At 46.9% G+C, this 16,254-nt stretch carries 11 protein-coding genes; 9 read left to right on the top strand and 2 right to left on the bottom strand.

Annotation, left to right across the window (positions count from 1 at the left end):
- The first annotated feature begins 9 nt into the window (after positions 1-9).
- The 3 genes from AB4274_RS06590 (at position 10) to AB4274_RS06600 (ending at position 3,698) form a co-directional block, all read left to right on the top strand.
- Positions 10-1,713: a sodium:solute symporter family protein gene (locus AB4274_RS06590; protein WP_017062715.1), complete on the top strand. Its 1,704-nt coding sequence runs from the start codon at positions 10-12 to the stop codon at positions 1,711-1,713.
- Between the two features lie 200 nt (positions 1,714-1,913).
- Positions 1,914-2,300 (top strand): hypothetical protein, encoded by a 387-nt coding sequence (locus AB4274_RS06595; RefSeq protein WP_017062714.1) that lies wholly within the window; start codon positions 1,914-1,916, stop codon positions 2,298-2,300.
- A 12-nt stretch (positions 2,301-2,312) separates the two neighbouring features.
- Positions 2,313-3,698 carry a class II fumarate hydratase gene (locus tag AB4274_RS06600; protein WP_372111385.1) on the top strand — a complete coding sequence of 462 codons (1,386 nt, stop codon included), beginning with the start codon at positions 2,313-2,315 and terminating at the stop codon, positions 3,696-3,698.
- Between the two features lie 117 nt (positions 3,699-3,815).
- Here AB4274_RS06600 and AB4274_RS06605 read toward each other — a convergent pair whose 3' ends face one another.
- Both AB4274_RS06605 and AB4274_RS06610 read right to left on the bottom strand, forming a co-directional pair.
- Positions 3,816-7,247, bottom strand: coding sequence for a PAS-domain containing protein (locus AB4274_RS06605; protein ID WP_372111387.1), 3,432 nt, complete (start codon positions 7,245-7,247; stop codon positions 3,816-3,818).
- A 118-nt stretch (positions 7,248-7,365) separates the two neighbouring features.
- Positions 7,366-8,562: a 3-phenylpropionate MFS transporter gene (locus tag AB4274_RS06610; RefSeq protein ID WP_048605450.1), complete on the bottom strand. Its 1,197-nt coding sequence runs from the start codon at positions 8,560-8,562 to the stop codon at positions 7,366-7,368.
- 232 nt (positions 8,563-8,794) lie between these two features.
- Here AB4274_RS06610 and AB4274_RS06615 point away from each other — a divergent pair, with 232 nt between their 5' ends.
- The 6 genes from AB4274_RS06615 (at position 8,795) to accC (ending at position 16,097) form a co-directional block, all read left to right on the top strand.
- A complete protein-coding gene (locus AB4274_RS06615) occupies positions 8,795-10,627 on the top strand; it encodes a DUF294 nucleotidyltransferase-like domain-containing protein (protein ID WP_372111401.1) in 1,833 nt (610 codons plus the stop codon).
- An 11-nt stretch (positions 10,628-10,638) separates the two neighbouring features.
- Entirely contained in the window at positions 10,639-11,271 is a 633-nt protein-coding gene (locus tag AB4274_RS06620; protein WP_017062708.1) for a 3'-5' exonuclease, read from the top strand.
- Positions 11,272-11,489: 218 nt separating this feature from the next.
- The gene (gene acs, locus AB4274_RS06625; protein ID WP_009844693.1) at positions 11,490-13,439 is read left to right on the top strand and encodes an acetate--CoA ligase; all 1,950 of its coding nucleotides are present in this window, start codon (positions 11,490-11,492) and stop codon (positions 13,437-13,439) included.
- A 322-nt stretch (positions 13,440-13,761) separates the two neighbouring features.
- Positions 13,762-14,211: a type II 3-dehydroquinate dehydratase gene (aroQ, locus tag AB4274_RS06630; protein WP_010435475.1), complete on the top strand. Its 450-nt coding sequence runs from the start codon at positions 13,762-13,764 to the stop codon at positions 14,209-14,211.
- 74 nt (positions 14,212-14,285) lie between these two features.
- The gene (gene accB, locus AB4274_RS06635; protein WP_017062707.1) at positions 14,286-14,738 is read left to right on the top strand and encodes an acetyl-CoA carboxylase biotin carboxyl carrier protein; all 453 of its coding nucleotides are present in this window, start codon (positions 14,286-14,288) and stop codon (positions 14,736-14,738) included.
- Between the two features lie 15 nt (positions 14,739-14,753).
- On the top strand, positions 14,754-16,097 hold the full coding sequence (gene accC, locus AB4274_RS06640) for an acetyl-CoA carboxylase biotin carboxylase subunit (protein ID WP_017062706.1): 1,344 nt from the start codon (positions 14,754-14,756) through the stop codon (positions 16,095-16,097).
- Positions 16,098-16,254 lie beyond the last annotated feature (157 nt).

Below are 16,254 nucleotides of genomic sequence, written 5' to 3' on the forward strand. Positions count from 1 at the left end.
GGCTAGAACATGGATATTCAAACTTGGACGTTTATTCTCGTCGGTATTACTTTCGCGGTATATATCGGCATCGCAATCTGGGCTCGTGCAGGGTCTACTAGTGAGTTCTACGTTGCTGGCGGTGGTGTACACCCAGTAGCAAACGGCATGGCGACCGCCGCTGACTGGATGTCGGCAGCATCATTCATCTCAATGGCAGGTATCATCTCATTCGTTGGTTACGACGGTGCGGTTTACCTAATGGGTTGGACAGGTGGTTATGTACTACTTGCGCTATGTTTAGCACCTTACCTACGTAAGTTCGGTCAGTTTACGGTTCCTGATTTCATCGGTGAGCGTTACTACTCGAAAACGGCACGTATGGTAGCGGTATTCTGTGCAATCTTCGTATCGTTTACGTACGTTGCAGGCCAGATGCGTGGTGTGGGCGTTGTATTCTCTCGTTTCCTAGAAGTTGATATTAACCTAGGCATCATCATTGGTATGGGTATTGTGTTCTTCTACGCAGTACTAGGTGGCATGAAAGGCATCACTTATACGCAGGTAGCTCAATTCTGTGTCCTCATTTTCGCCTTCCTTGTTCCAGCAATCTTTACCTCAATCATGATGACAGGTAACCCACTTCCACAAGTTGGTATGGGCTCTACGCTATCAGGCACAGATGTTTACCTTCTTGATAAACTGGATGGACTGACCGAAGAACTCGGATTTACCGCCTATACCGAAGGTAACAAGAGCATGGTAGATGTATTCTTCATCTGTGCGGCTCTAATGGTCGGTACTGCGGGTCTTCCACACGTAATCATTCGTTTCTTCACGGTACCAAAAGTACGTGATGCTCGTATCTCAGCGGGTTGGGCACTACTGTTCATCTCATTGCTATACACAACAGCACCAGGCGTTGCAGCATTCGCTCGTGTAAACATGATCGAAACAATCAACGGCCCTGACATGCAAGGTGTCGCTGCAGCGGACGCACCAAGCTGGTACAAAAACTGGGAAAGCACTGGCCTAGTAGGTTGGGAAGATAAGAACGGCGATGGCAAAATGTTCTACTCGGGCGATGAGCGCAACGAGATGAAGATTAACCGTGACATCATCGTACTGGCTTCTCCAGAGCTAGCGAAACTACCAAACTGGGTTGTAGCACTGCTTGCAGCCGGTGGCCTAGCAGCCGCACTATCAACAGCCGCGGGTCTACTATTGGTCATCTCAACGTCGATTTCACATGACTTGTTGAAGAAAGGCTTCAGACCAAACATGACCGACAAGCAGGAGCTGTTAGCCGCTCGTCTGGCAGCCATGGTCGCGATTGTCGGTGCCGGTTACTTAGGTATTAACCCACCAGGCTTTGTAGCACAGGTAGTAGCGTTTGCCTTCGGCTTAGCCGCAGCATCCTTCTTCCCAGCGATTATCCTAGGTATCTTCTACAAGAAGATGAACAAGGAAGGCGCAATTGCAGGTATGTTGTCAGGTATTGCCTTCACAGCAAGCTACATCATCTACTTCAAGTTCATTAACCCAGCAGCAAGCACACCTGAAAACTGGTGGTTTGGTATCAGCCCAGAAGGCATCGGTACGCTAGGTATGTGTCTAAACTTCGTAGTATCGATTGCTGTAAACAAAGTAACTGCTGAAGTACCACAAGATGTACAAGATATGGTTGAGAACATCCGTTACCCGAAAGGTGCAGGTGAAGCTCACGACCACTAAGCACGACCACTAAACAAAGATGTTTAGCAAAAAATGAATCAGTACTTACATTGTAGGGATTAGGTACTGACTCCAGAAAGCCGATACTTCGTGTATCGGCTTTTTCTTTTTCTGCTCACTTTATAAAAAGATAAACAAAGGGTTGTTTTTAAAACTTTATTTGATAATAATTATCATTAAGATCCAATAAAGAGATGCAGATGATGATGAAAGAGCAGCAGGTTCTCTATTCGAGATTTTACAAAGCACAGGATCGCTTTGCTTCATTAGAACAAGTTCAAGGCCATGAGCCGTTTGTAATTCGAGAGTATATCGAGTGTGCACTGACGCTTTCGGCTTACTATGAAAAGCATGCCGCTCAAGAAAACATCTTGTTGTGCGAGCTGTATCTACGCCAAGTTTTCTTTCATTTGATTGAAGCGATTGAGTCTCCTCAGCGCAGTTTCGCCTTTCGTCATATCTGCCTAGACTCTATTCACTCACCACTATTTTATTTGAAGCGCCACTACTGCCAGCAACCTCAAGGCCAAGCGCGTTTTTTGAATCTCAGCCAAACACTACAACAAGTCCAAGCCCCACTTGGCTAACAAGGATAGAACATGACCCTACAATTTCGGATTGAAAAAGACAGCATGGGCGAAGTGAAAGTCCCTGCCGATGCGCTATACCAAGCACAAACTCAGCGTGCAGCGGATAACTTCGCGTTTAGCTCTCACAAGATGCCGACCAGTTTTATTCAAGCACTGGCGTTAATTAAACAGGCAGCGGCAGATACCAATGCTCAGTTAGGTCTACTGGAAGGTGATATTGCCAACGCGATAGCCGAAGCCAGCCAAGAGATCATTGAGGGTAAACACCTCGATCAATTCCCTATCGATGTCTACCAAACCGGTTCAGGTACCAGTTCCAACATGAATGCCAATGAAGTGATTGCTACGCTTGCCTCAAGAAGCTTGCAAGGCGACGTGAACCCCAATGATCACGTCAACATGGGCCAAAGCAGTAACGATGTGGTGCCAACCGCAATTCAAGTGAGCGTTGCTTTGATGGCTGAAAATAAGCTATTACCTGCATTAACTCACCTTTCTGAAGCACTCACTATCAAGCAACAGGAACTTGCAGAGGTCGTGAAGACCGGCCGCACTCATCTAATGGATGCGATGCCAATGACCTTTGCTCAAGAGCTAGGTGGTTGGAAATTTCAGATAGAACACGCTAAGCAAGCAATAGAGAACACCCTGCCCGCTATCAAGGCTTTAGCACAAGGTGGTACTGCGGTTGGAACAGGGATCAATGCTGACCCACGCTTTGCCGATAAGTTTGCGAGTAACCTGTCTCAATCGACAAAGATCAGTTTTAGCTCGAGTGAAAACTTCTTTTTTAGCCTCAGCAGTCAAGACGCGATCGTTGCGCTGTCAGGTCAGCTCAAAACGGCAGTAGTTGCGATCATGAAGATCTCAAACGATCTTCGCTGGATGAACTCTGGGCCGTTGGCTGGCTTAGGGGAAATTGAATTACAGGCTCTACAACCAGGCTCATCGATCATGCCTGGCAAGGTCAACCCTGTGATTCCAGAAGCTGCAGCTATGGCGGCGGCGCAAGTCATTGGCAACGACACCACCATTACCGTAGCCGGACAATCAGGTAACTTCCAACTTAATGTGATGCTGCCAGTGATTGCTCATAACGTGTTGGAAAGTATTGAGTTATTGGCAAACAGCTCAGTCGCTTTAGCGGACAAAGCCATCGCGACCTTCACGGTACGCCAAGACAATCTCGATTTGGCACTGTCAAAGAACCCAATCCTAGTGACCGCACTTAACCCTGTGATTGGCTACTTGAAGGCGGCTGATATTGCCAAGAAAGCTTACAAAGAAGGCTTACCAATTCTGGATGTCGCAGAAAGAGAAACCGATCTTAGCCGAGAAGAGCTCAGTAAACTGCTTGATCCAACCACACTGACACAAGGTGGCATTGCTGGTTAGTTATTGAATTAACAAGCGAATCGGCGTTCGCAAAAAAAACAGAGACAAAAAAGGCCTCATCTGAGGCCTTTTCACTATCCGCTCACGAACGTACTAATCCGAGCCTGTTAACCCAAACTAGCTCACTCGATTCAAGACCGCTCTTAACTTAAGTGGCTTCACTGGCTTGGCAATAAAGCGAAAGCTGTTGGCCTTTATCGCTGCCAACATGTCATCGGTTCTATCGGCACTAATGATGACCCCTTCAAAAGAGTCTCCGAGGCGCAAGCGACACTGCTGCAGGACTTCGAGACCCGTTCTGCCATTATCTAAACGGTAATCAGAGAAAATCACATCAGGTAGCCAACCCTCATCTAGGCACTGCAAGCTTTCGACCAAATCAACCGCCGTCTTAACCTCACAGCCCCAACGTCCGATCAGGTTTTCCATACCGACTAAGATTTCTCGTTCATTATCGACACACAATATCTTGAGATGTTCGATGTCGCTGGTCGCCATTGGCGTCGAAGCTTGCACAACTGGAGCCACTTTTTCCGCTCTAGCTAAGGTGATGGAAAAGACACTGCCTTGCCCCGGCCATGAGCGCATCGAAATTTGATGGCCAAGCACATGAGCAATACCTTTCGAGATTGCTAACCCTAACCCCAATCCTTGATCGGCTCGTACTTGGCTGCCACGAGTAAACTCTTCAAAGATTTCTTGTTGCTTGTCTTCATCGATACCGGTTCCATTATCCCACACATCAATTCGAACCTGTCCATTGACTCTTCTCGCACCCAGTACCACTTTCCCTTCCGGGTTGTAGCGGAACGCATTGGTCAAAAAGTTCTGAATCACACGCCTCAACAGCTTAGGGTCTGAATGAATGAACAATGACGACGGAATCATCTTAAACTCAATTTTCTGTTGTCTCGCTAGAGCGCTAAATTCCGCGTTCAAATTGGTTAATACGTCATGCACGGCAATCGCGTGAATGTTGGTTTCTAACTTTCCGGACTCCAATCGAGAGATATCCAGCAAGTCACCAATCAAATCTTCTGCGGCGCCAAGTGCACTCTCGATGTGAGATGACAATTGCTTCACCTCTTGCTCTTTTGCCACCTCAGACAGTGACGAAGCAAATAGACGTGCGGCATTGAGCGGCTGCATCAAATCGTGGCTTACCGCGGCTAGAAAACGACTCTTAGATTGTGATTCTTGATCCGAAATCTGCGTGGCTTTTACCAAGCGATGGTTAAGCTTTTCGAGCTCTTGAGTTCGCTCATGCACTCTCGATTCCAAGCTTTCATTGGCATCTTTTAGCGCTTGCTCTGCTTGTCGGAATACCGTGATGTCGGTAAAGCTCATCACAAAACCACCACTTGGCATTGGGTTACCTTGCACCTCAATCACTCGACCATCAGGACGAATACGAGAAGAGGTGTGTCGTGTTCCTTGCTCAAGGTGATAAACACGGCGGCGAACGTGATCTTCCGGGTCACCCGGGCCACACAAACCTTGTTCAGCATTATGACGAATCACATCTGAAATGGGTCGACCAACCTGAATCAAGCCAGCAGGGAACTCAAACAGTTCTAAGTAACGTTGATTCCACGCCACCAGCCTCATTTGTTTGTCGATTACTGCAATACCTTGGCCAATATGTTCAATCGCGCCTTGCAGTAAACCACGGCTGAAGTCGTACAGTTCCGAAGCTTCATCCACGATGGTCGCGACTTCTTCAAGCTGCATGTTTCTTCCCTGTAAAGCGGAAGTAAGTACTAACTTAGCAGACGAAGCACCGAATACTCCGGCGAGCACGCGCTCTGCGTGTCGAATCAGACTTGCAGGCGCTTGTTGATTAGGAAGCAGCGGCTGACCGTGTTGTTGCCAATAGCTGTGTAAGGCACTTTTCGCACGTTTGCGACCCACAAAACGCGACGCCAGCATCTCTAATTCAGCGACCGTCACTCGGTTCTGGTAAAGGCTGATATTCTCGTTTTCAGGCAGCGGCGTGCCAACAAATGCTGCTGATTGTAAGCGCTCACTTAGGCTTGGGCGAGTCGTCATCGAAACCACGGCATAGCACAAGGTATTAAGTACAATACTCAGCACAATGCCCCAGTTTGAACTGCTGATATTCCAGCTACTGAGCAGTTCTGGCGGCGTGATAATCCACAGTAAAAGGTTACTGTCACTGTCGCCAGCCAACATGCTGGTTTGGCTCATCAAGGTAATCAGCCAAATCAACGAGCCCACCATTAAGCCGACATACACGCCCTTGCGGTTACCCGGGCGCCAGTACAAACCACCAATAAGTGCTGGCGCGAATTGAGCAATCGCAGCAAAGGAAAGAAAGCCAATCGCTGACAGTGAATGGATGGTATCGAGCGCCTGATAAAACAGCCAAGCACCCAGTAACAGCAGTAAAATTAGCCCGCGGCGAATCACCAATAGCAGGCCAGAAAAATGTCGATGGGTTCTTTGGGTTAGACGCATACGGCGCAATAACAATGGCATCACTAAATCGTTCGACACCATGATCGCCAAGGCGATGGTCGACACTATCACCATGCCACTTGCCGCAGACGTACCACCAAGAAAAGCCAACAAGGCAATGTGATTCGCACCTTCTGCCATTGGCACACTGATCACATAGGTATCTGCTGGCATGCCAGTAAGTAGCCCTTGTCCTGCCCAAGCAATTGGCAGCACGAACAGTCCCATCAAAATCAGGTAAAGCGGAAACAACCAACGAGCGGTATGCAGATCTTGAGGACGTTCGTTTTCAACCACCATGGTATGAAACTGACGCGGCAAACAGACAATCGCCAACATGGTTAAAACGGTATGAATGATTAATGTCGGAATATTCGGTGATTCGTAAGTGGAAGCCGCCACATCAAGCAGGTCAATTTTGTCGCTGCTCATCGCCAGATACATGATGAACAAGCCAACAATCAAGAATGCCGCGAGCTTAACAATGGATTCAAACGCCACCGCCATCATCATGCCACGGTGATGTTCTGTGTTATCGATATGCCTAGTACCAAACAACATGGTAAAAATGGCCAAAGCACCGACCACAAACCAAGAGACGTGATAGTCCTGATAGCCGAAGTCAGCCGCTAGGTTGGGCGCAACAATATCCAACCCCATGGTAATACCACGCAGTTGCAGAGCGATATAAGGAAGGATACCGACCACGGCGATAACCGTCACCGCCACCGCTAAGCCCTGAGATTTTCCGTAACGAGCCGCGATAAAGTCGGCAATGGAGGTGATGTGCTCCCGCTTCGCAATCAGGATCAGCCGCGCCAAGATCCGCCAGCCTAGTGTAAAGACCAGAATCGGGGCGAGATAAATGGGTAAAAAGGACCAAGGGTTATTGCTCGCCTGCCCGACCGTTCCATAGAAGGTCCAAGAGGTACAATACACGGCAATCGAAAGGCTATAGATCCACGGACGCCAACGCGATAGCCAACGAACCTGCCTGTCTCCATACCAAGCGATCAGAAATAACACGCCCAAGTAGGCTAAAGAGACTGGAATTACTATCCATCCTTGCATTGAAAACCCTTTTTTCATCCATAAAAAAACCTCTCCATAAGGGAGAGGTTTCATTTAACTAAGGATGGGTGATTAACTCAATCGCATCGCTTAAATTCTGTGCTTTAGACTCTAATTATCAGCATTTGCTGTGAGATTCTGACTGTTCCGAATCTGATTGATTAATCTCAACCACTGAACTTCTTTCATCCAACTTAATGAACAGAGCAAGTGCACCCATTGCAGCCATACCCCAGAAGATATTTGCGCCCCAAAGCTCATAACCCCAACCACTTAAGGTAGTCATTAATGCAATAAAGGCACCTAATGGAATCGCGTTATACAGGGCTTGTAGCGCAACCATCTTGTTTTGTTCTTCAGATTGGATGTATTGAATCGCGGCGATGTGTGCCATGGCAAAGGTCACACCGTGCAGTAGCTGTACCATAACCAGAGCGAAAATCGCCGTGGTTGATGCGGTAATACCCCAACGCGCCATCACCCCAATAGCCGCGACGACAAACAAAGTACGCAGTGACCAGCCTGAGAATAATCGCTTACTCAGAGCAAATACTGCCACCTCAGCAACAACACCTAGGCTCCACAAGTAACCGATGATCGCTTCTGAGTGACCCGCTTCTTTCCAATAAATCGCACTAAAACTGTAGTAAGCCGCATGACTGCCTTGCAGCAACGCCATCAAAGCTAAAAATTTTACCACTGACGACTCACGCAGCAGTTCACCTAGTTTTGGTCGCGCCGCTTGTTGCTCAGATTGCGTTACTGGCATCACGTTAGGATTTCTCATCGCCAGAATCAATGACAACAACACGCCCGCAAGTGCAGTATACAAAATCATGTCGGTGCCAAATTGTGCCACCAAATAGCCAACCACCGTTGAACCTGCGATAAAGGCAATTGAACCCCAAAGGCGAGTTCGGCCGTAGTCGAGCATTTTCAAACGACTGTAATGGTTAGCCATCGCATCAGAAAGAGGAATAATCGGCCCACAACAGAGGTTAAACAGTACCGTTGCCAACAACATCAGTACAAAACTGCCACCAGTGAAGAAGTGGAAGCCGACAAACAGCAGCGCAGCGAAACTCAAACAGCGTAGCGCTGGCATCAAGTGTTCCACTTTATGGATACGCGGCGTAATCACTAAGTTGGCCACACAACGAGTCGCAAAGCCGATACCAATCAATACGCCAATATCACCAGCAGACACGCCTTGGTCTTCAAACCACAACGCCCAAAATGGCAAATACACGCCATACGCAAAAAAGAAACCAAGAAAATACTGAGAGATCCAGCCATAGGGTGAAGGGCTAAACATAAATGACCTATAAAGTGTGCGGAAAAAGGCAGCACCAATTATGCCTATCTCGCATACGATGAAAAAGGGAATTATTACTGGGATAGTATTCCCATATTCAATGGGTCTGAATATCGCATTTCAATAAGAGATTTCACGCTCATTAATACCCATACTCGCATTTAGACTAAAGTCGTCTGGAGCTTCGCTGGTATTTTGTCAGACTGATTAAAGACTCCCATTTCTTCTTGTGATGCTTATGCCTGACAAATTTAATATGCAGCACCCACCTTTCGATAGCCTGTCCGACGCCGAACAGTTGAAGCTTCGCTCTTCATTAGACGTGGTGTATTACCGCTCTCAAGAAGTGATACTGGAAGCTGAAAGGCCGAGTCGACACCTGCACATTTTGATCAAAGGGGCAGTTGAAGAGCGCGCGAGCAATGATGGTGAGATTTACGCACACTATGCCAATGACGATATTTTTGATGTTCGAAGCCAGTTTGAACCTCACACCAAACACCAATATATCGCACTCGAAGATACATTAAGTTATCTGCTGCCCACCGATATTTTTCTTGAGCTTTACCACGCCAATGGCCAATTCGCGGCCTACTTTGATAGCAACCTCTCGACAAGAAAAGCTTTGATAGAAGCCGCCCAGCAGCAACAGAATCTTGCCGAGTTTATATTGACCAAAGTGGATGACTCTATCTATCACCCACCACTGATACTTGAACCAAACCAACCGATCAACCAAGTCACTCAAACCCTTAAAGAACAAGGGTTAGACTCGGCCCTAATTCATTTGGAACATAATGATCCAAAAGCTTTTGGATCATCATATTCCTTGCCGTATGGAATTGTCACTCGAACCAATTTATTGCATGCTGTGATGCTCGATAACTTCCCACTGGATGCGCCTGTCGGTGAGATCGCAACGTTTCCGGTGATGCACGTGAACCAAGGCGATTTCTTATTTAACGCCATGATTACCATGACCAGAAATCGAGTAAAAAGGTTGATGGTTTGTGATGGTAAAAATGCGGTTGGCATGGTGGATATGACACAGATCCTCAGTGCATTCTCCACACATTCCCACGTTCTTACTTTGCGTATTGCGCGCGCCACCAGCGTTGAAGAGTTGGCAATGGCATCCAACAAACAACGTCAACTGGTCGAGAGCTTGCTCAGTAATGGGATTCGCACACGCTTTATCATGGAGCTGATTTCTGCGGTCAACGAACAGATCATAGAGAAGGCTTTTGAGTTGGTGATCCCACCGGCACTGCATAATCATTGCTGCCTAATCGTATTGGGTTCCGAAGGCCGTGGGGAACAAATTCTCAAAACCGATCAAGACAACGCGCTAATAATTCAAGATGGTTTGGAGTGGCATCAATGCCAAAGCGCCATGAACGACCTCACTCATACCCTTCAACAATTGGGTTATCCACTGTGTCCGGGCAACGTGATGGTCAACAATCCGAAATGGGTGCATTCAGAACAAGAGTGGAAACAAACCCTCACCCATTGGGTAAAAAAAGCCACGCCAGACACCGTGATGGATATTGCGATCATGGCAGATGCACACGCTGTGGCGGGGAATAGAGAGCTATTAAAACCTGTAAAGCAGCACCTCAGTGATTTGATGCTCGGACAAGAATTGATTCTGACGGAGTTCTGCCGCCCGGCGCTGAACTTCTCGGTTCCCCTCACCCTATTTGGCAATGTGAAGCAATCCAAGTCAGGGCTCGATATCAAACAAGGCGGTATTTTCCCTATCGTGCATGGTGTGAGAGCACTTTGTCTTGAGCATGGTGTTACCGTAAACAACACCTTCGAACGCATTGAGCAGTTGGTCAGCAAGAAAGTATTAGAGCAAAGTACCGCCGATAATCTCAGTGAAGCGCTCAAGCAATTCTTTAAGTGGCGCTTAGCCCAAAGGCTTTCTCAGCAGCACAGCAGCAACAAGATTAACGTCAAACTGATGGAGCGAGCAGATAGGGATCTGCTTCGTCATAGCCTGCACGTAGTAAAGAAATTCAAGCAATGGCTCGGCTACCACTATCAGATACGGGATTAGGCGATTGAGCGATGAATAGGTTGGTTCGCTATTACTGGCATCACAAGCTCAAAGGCTCTCTCTATCAGCCTCTGTTTACTGCGCCTATTGATCATGAATATGTATCGCTCGATTGTGAAACCACCAGCCTAGACCCCAATCAGGCAGAATTAGTTACTATTGCCGCGACCAAGATCATCGGTAACCGGATCATTACCAGCCAACCTTTTGAAGTCCGATTGCGCGCCCCACAATCGCTCGATTGCAATTCAATAAAAATCCACCGCATTCGTCATCAAGATCTAAAGCACGGCATCGAAGAAAAACAGGCTTTAATCGAGCTACTGAACTTCATTGGAAATCGTCCTTTAGTCGGCTATCACATCCGCTATGACAAAAAAATTCTCGACCGCGCCTGTTTAAAACAGCTTGGATTTCCACTGCCTAACCGATTAGTCGAAGTGAGCCAACTCTACCAAGACAAACTCGAAAGACAGCTGCCCAATGCCTATTTTGATCTCAGTATGGACGCCATCTGTCGCCAGCTCGATTTACCCATCCCGGTCAATAAACATGATGCATTACAAGACGCTATCTCCGCTGCGCTGATCTTTGTGCGTCTGAAACATGGTGACCTACCCCGTTTCAACTCTTCTTATTCTTAATTCAACCACTGGCGCTTCACATAGAGAGCAACATCTCAAAAATGAACTTAACTCGCTATTTTGTAAGTGAAAAGCAGCGTCTCATCCTAAAGTCTAATTGTGGAAATCGCCGTCCTAGCCGAGAGTGATAACACACAGACGGTTCTGTAATAGACCTAGAAACTGAACACAAAGGAAGTTGCCAGTTCATTAGGAATGTAGGCACAAGGAGAGATGCAATGAGTGAAGCCCACGTTTATCCGGTAAAAGAAAATATTAAATCAACCACACACGCGGATAATGACACTTACCTAGCCATGTACCAGCAATCTGTTTCTGACCCTGAAGGCTTTTGGGGTGAACACGGAAAAATCGTTGATTGGATCAAACCTTTCACACAGGTCAAAAACACCTCTTTCGATCCTGGCCACATTGATATTCGCTGGTTTGAAGATGGCACGCTTAACGTTTCGGCTAACTGTATCGACCGCCACCTTGCTGAGCGCGGTGATGAAGTCGCTATCATCTGGGAAGGCGATGACCCGGCTGATGACAAAACTCTAACTTTTAATGAACTACACAAAGAAGTGTGTCTGTTTTCGAATGCTCTAAAAGAGCAAGGCGTGCGCAAAGGTGATGTGGTTTGTTTATACATGCCAATGGTGCCAGAAGCGGCCGTAGCCATGCTGGCGTGTACCCGTATAGGTGCGGTTCACACAGTCGTATTTGGTGGTTTCTCACCAGAAGCACTGTCTGGTCGTATTATCGATTCAAATTCTAAAGTCGTTATCACTGCCGATGAAGGCGTACGTGGCGGCCGTGCGGTTCCACTGAAAAAGAATGTCGATGAAGCACTGACGAACCCTGAAGTGAAAAACATCGAGAAGGTTGTGGTATTCAAACGCACTGGCGGTGATGTGGCATGGCACGAACACCGCGATGTGTGGTGGCACGATGCTATTGCTAATGTATCTGCAGATTGCCCACCAGAAGAGATGAACGCCGAAGATCCACTATTCATCCTTTATACGTCAGGCTCAACAGGTAAACCTAAAGGCGTTATGCACACTACAGGTGGCTACCTTGTTTATGCGGCGATGACCTTCAAATACGTGTTCGATTACCAAGAAGGCGAAACTTTCTGGTGTACAGCGGATGTGGGTTGGATTACTGGCCACACATACCTTGTTTACGGGCCGCTTGCTAATGGCGCAAAAACGATTCTGTTTGAAGGCGTACCAAATTACCCGAACACCAGCCGCATGAGTGAAGTGGTCGATAAGCACCAAGTTAATATTCTTTATACTGCGCCAACGGCTATTCGTGCATTGATGGCGAAAGGCAATGAAGCCGTTGAAGGAACTTCTCGTGACAGCCTAAGAATCATGGGCTCAGTGGGTGAACCTATCAACCCTGAAGCATGGGAGTGGTATTACAAAACAATCGGCAATGAGCAGTCTCCAATTGTTGATACATGGTGGCAAACGGAAACGGGCGGTATCTTAATTGCACCGCTACCGGGCGCAACAGACCTGAAACCGGGCTCTGCAACTCGTCCATTCTTCGGTGTGCAACCGGCGCTGGTTGATAACATGGGTAACATCATTGAGGGTGCAACAGATGGCAACCTAGTGATTCTTGATTCTTGGCCAGGCCAAATGCGTACCGTTCATGGCGATCATGACCGCTTCGAACAGACTTACTTCTCGACCTTTAAAGGCATGTACTTTACCAGTGATGGCGCTCGTCGTGATGAAGACGGTTACTACTGGATTACGGGTCGTGTCGATGACGTGCTTAACGTATCAGGTCACCGTATGGGTACCGCTGAGATTGAATCGGCTCTAGTCGCGTTCGATAAGATTGCAGAAGCCGCGATTGTGGGTATCCCTCATGATATTAAAGGCCAAGCGATTTACGCTTACATCACGCTAAATGATGGTGAGTTCCCAACTGCAGAGCTTCATAAAGAAGTGAAAGACTGGGTACGTAAAGAGATTGGCCCAATTGCAACGCCAGATGTACTGCACTGGACTGACTCTCTACCAAAAACTCGTTCAGGTAAAATCATGCGTCGTATCCTGCGTAAAATCGCGACTGGCGATACAGGTAACCTAGGTGATACCTCGACACTAGCCGACCCAAGCGTGGTTGATAAGCTGATTGCCGAGAAAGCAGAACTGGCATAAGCAACTAGTCACAGCAGCTAGTCACTGTTTAAAACAGCAATTTCTAAACCGTCACCTATGTGGCGGTTTTTTTATGGCTGATCTTGATCTCAAATATCCCGACCCAAATTAAGGCTAAGACGCTTTTTTGTTAAGTTGGTAACAATTCCAAGCTGTATCAATAGGAGATTAGACCAGTAAATTGCTGCGATTTGCGCTGAATTAGCTATAATCTGGTTCTAATTTTTAAATTTGGGTTTTTCTCACTAGAAATTAACCGCAAATTTTCAATAAAATGGCAACATTCACGTTCGTAAACACGATAAAGGAAGATAGCCCCACGATGTCTACAAAGTTTCGCATTCTAGTTTTAAATGGCCCAAACCTTAACCTGTTAGGCCTTAGAGAGCCTGCACACTACGGTTCTCAAACACTTGACCAGATTATTAGCTCACTGACCGAGCAAGCGAAAGCACACGATGTTGAGCTATCTCACTTACAGTCAAATCGTGAGTATGAACTGATTGAAGCGATCCATAGTGCGTATCAAAATGTTGATTTTATTATTATCAACCCAGCAGCCTTTACACATACCAGTGTGGCACTGCGTGATGCACTACTTGGCGTTGCCATCCCGTTTATTGAGGTTCATCTATCGAATGTTCACGCACGTGAACCATTCCGTCACCACTCTTACCTATCTGATAAAGCAGAAGGTGTGATTTGTGGCTTAGGTGCCCAAGGTTATCAATTTGCTTTGACCGCTGCGCTCAGCAAGCTCAACTCAAAGTAAACATAAACAACGAACTATTACTAACCTACTCAGTCATAGAGTAAGTTCAATTAACAGATAAAGAGAAAGAAACAATGGATATTCGCAAAATCAAAAAGCTAATCGAATTGGTTGAAGAGTCTGGTATTTCTGAGCTAGAAATCTCTGAAGGTGAAGAGTCAGTACGAATCAGTCGTAACAGCACTGCACCTGTAGCACCTGTTCAATATGCAGCTGCTCCAGCACCTGTAGCGGCAGCAGCTCCTGCGGCGGCACCTGTTGCAGCAGAAGCAGCGGCTCCTGCAGTTCCAGCTGGTCACCAAGTTCTTTCTCCAATGGTTGGTACTTTCTACGGCGCTCCAAGCCCAGACGCAAAACCATTCGTTAAAGTTGGTCAATCTGTAACTGCTGGCGAAACGCTATGTATCGTTGAAGCAATGAAGATGATGAACCAAATCGAAGCTGATAAATCTGGTGTTGTAACAGCTATCCTAGTTGAAGACGGTCAACCAGTAGAATTCGACCAAGCTCTAGTAATTATCGAATAATAGAGAGCACTCATTATGTTAGATAAATTAGTAATCGCGAACCGTGGTGAGATTGCACTACGTATTCTGCGTGCATGTAAAGAGCTTGGCATTAAAACGGTAGCGGTTCACTCAACTGCTGACCGTGACCTTAAGCACGTACTGCTTGCAGACGAAACCATTTGTATCGGTCCAGCTCGTGGTATCGATAGCTACCTAAATATCCCTCGTATCATCAGCGCAGCTGAAGTGACAGGTGCAGTGGCTGTTCACCCTGGCTACGGTTTCCTATCTGAAAATGCAGACTTTGCAGAACAGGTAGAGCGCAGTGGCTTTATCTTTGTTGGCCCTAAAGCTGAAACCATTCGCATGATGGGTGACAAAGTGTCAGCTATCACGTCAATGAAGAAAGCTGGCGTACCTTGTGTACCAGGTTCTGACGGTCCTCTTGATGACGACGAAGCGAAAAACAAAGCGCACGCTAAGCGCATTGGCTTCCCAGTTATCATCAAGGCATCTGGCGGCGGCGGCGGTCGTGGTATGCGTGTTGTTCGTTCTGAAGCAGAACTAACAGAAGCTATCGCGATGACTCGCGCTGAAGCAAAAGCATGTTTCAACAACGACATGGTTTACATGGAGAAATTCCTAGAAAACCCACGTCACATTGAAGTACAAGTGCTTGCAGATGGCCAAGGTAATGCTATCCACCTAGGTGAGCGTGACTGTTCAATGCAGCGTCGTCACCAGAAAGTTGTGGAAGAAGCGCCAGCTCCAGGTATCACTGAAGAGATGCGTAAGTACATCGGCGAACGCTGTACTCGTGCATGTATTGAGATCGGTTACCGCGGTGCAGGTACATTTGAATTCCTATACGAGAACGGTGAGTTCTACTTCATCGAGATGAACACTCGTATCCAGGTTGAACACACGATTACTGAAATGGTAACGGGTATCGACCTAGTGAAAGAACAGCTACGTATTGCAGCTGGTCAGCCTCTATCATTCACTCAGGATGACATTAAGCTGCGCGGCCACTCAATCGAATGTCGTATCAATGCTGAAGATCCAGTTCGTTTCCTACCTTCACCAGGTAAGATTGAACGTTTCCACGCACCAGGCGGCATGGGCGTACGTTGGGAATCTCACATCTACACGGGTTACACAGTACCACCACACTACGATTCAATGATTGGTAAGCTGATCACTTACGGTGAGAACCGTGATGTTGCTATCGCTCGTATGAAGAACGCATTGGGTGAAATGATTGTTGAAGGTATTAACGTTAATACCGAGCTTCAACTGTCTATTATGAACGACGAAAATTTCCAACACGGTGGTGCAAACATCCACTACCTTGAGAAGAAACTTGGTTTGTCATAATCCGTTCGTTTAAGAACAGTCAAAATGCTCACTTCGGTGAGCATTTTTGTTTTTAAGCCGCCGAAAAAATCAATCTTTAATCCCCATTATATTCCGTGGGGTTTTGGTGAATTTGCTCATATTTTCTGCTAGACTCGCCATCCAATTTTTCTCATAT

It is taken from the genome of Vibrio sp. 10N.261.55.A10, from assembly GCF_041470825.1.
Classification (GTDB): Bacteria; Pseudomonadota; Gammaproteobacteria; order Enterobacterales; family Vibrionaceae; genus Vibrio; species Vibrio crassostreae_C.

Coding starts and splice junctions, on each gene's coding strand:
- AB4274_RS06610 (WP_048605450.1), bottom strand. CDS start 8,562: ATGTTTAGCCCTTCACCCTATGGCTGGATCTCTCAGTATTTTCTTGGT.
- AB4274_RS06600 (WP_372111385.1), top strand. CDS start 2,313: ATGACCCTACAATTTCGGATTGAAAAAGACAGCATGGGCGAAGTGAAA.
- AB4274_RS06595 (WP_017062714.1), top strand. CDS start 1,914: ATGATGATGAAAGAGCAGCAGGTTCTCTATTCGAGATTTTACAAAGCA.
- AB4274_RS06620 (WP_017062708.1), top strand. CDS start 10,639: ATGAATAGGTTGGTTCGCTATTACTGGCATCACAAGCTCAAAGGCTCT.
- aroQ (WP_010435475.1), top strand. CDS start 13,762: ATGTCTACAAAGTTTCGCATTCTAGTTTTAAATGGCCCAAACCTTAAC.
- AB4274_RS06590 (WP_017062715.1), top strand. CDS start 10: ATGGATATTCAAACTTGGACGTTTATTCTCGTCGGTATTACTTTCGCG.
- acs (WP_009844693.1), top strand. CDS start 11,490: ATGAGTGAAGCCCACGTTTATCCGGTAAAAGAAAATATTAAATCAACC.
- accC (WP_017062706.1), top strand. CDS start 14,754: ATGTTAGATAAATTAGTAATCGCGAACCGTGGTGAGATTGCACTACGT.
- AB4274_RS06605 (WP_372111387.1), bottom strand. CDS start 7,247: ATGCAAGGATGGATAGTAATTCCAGTCTCTTTAGCCTACTTGGGCGTG.
- accB (WP_017062707.1), top strand. CDS start 14,286: ATGGATATTCGCAAAATCAAAAAGCTAATCGAATTGGTTGAAGAGTCT.
- AB4274_RS06615 (WP_372111401.1), top strand. CDS start 8,795: ATGCTTATGCCTGACAAATTTAATATGCAGCACCCACCTTTCGATAGC.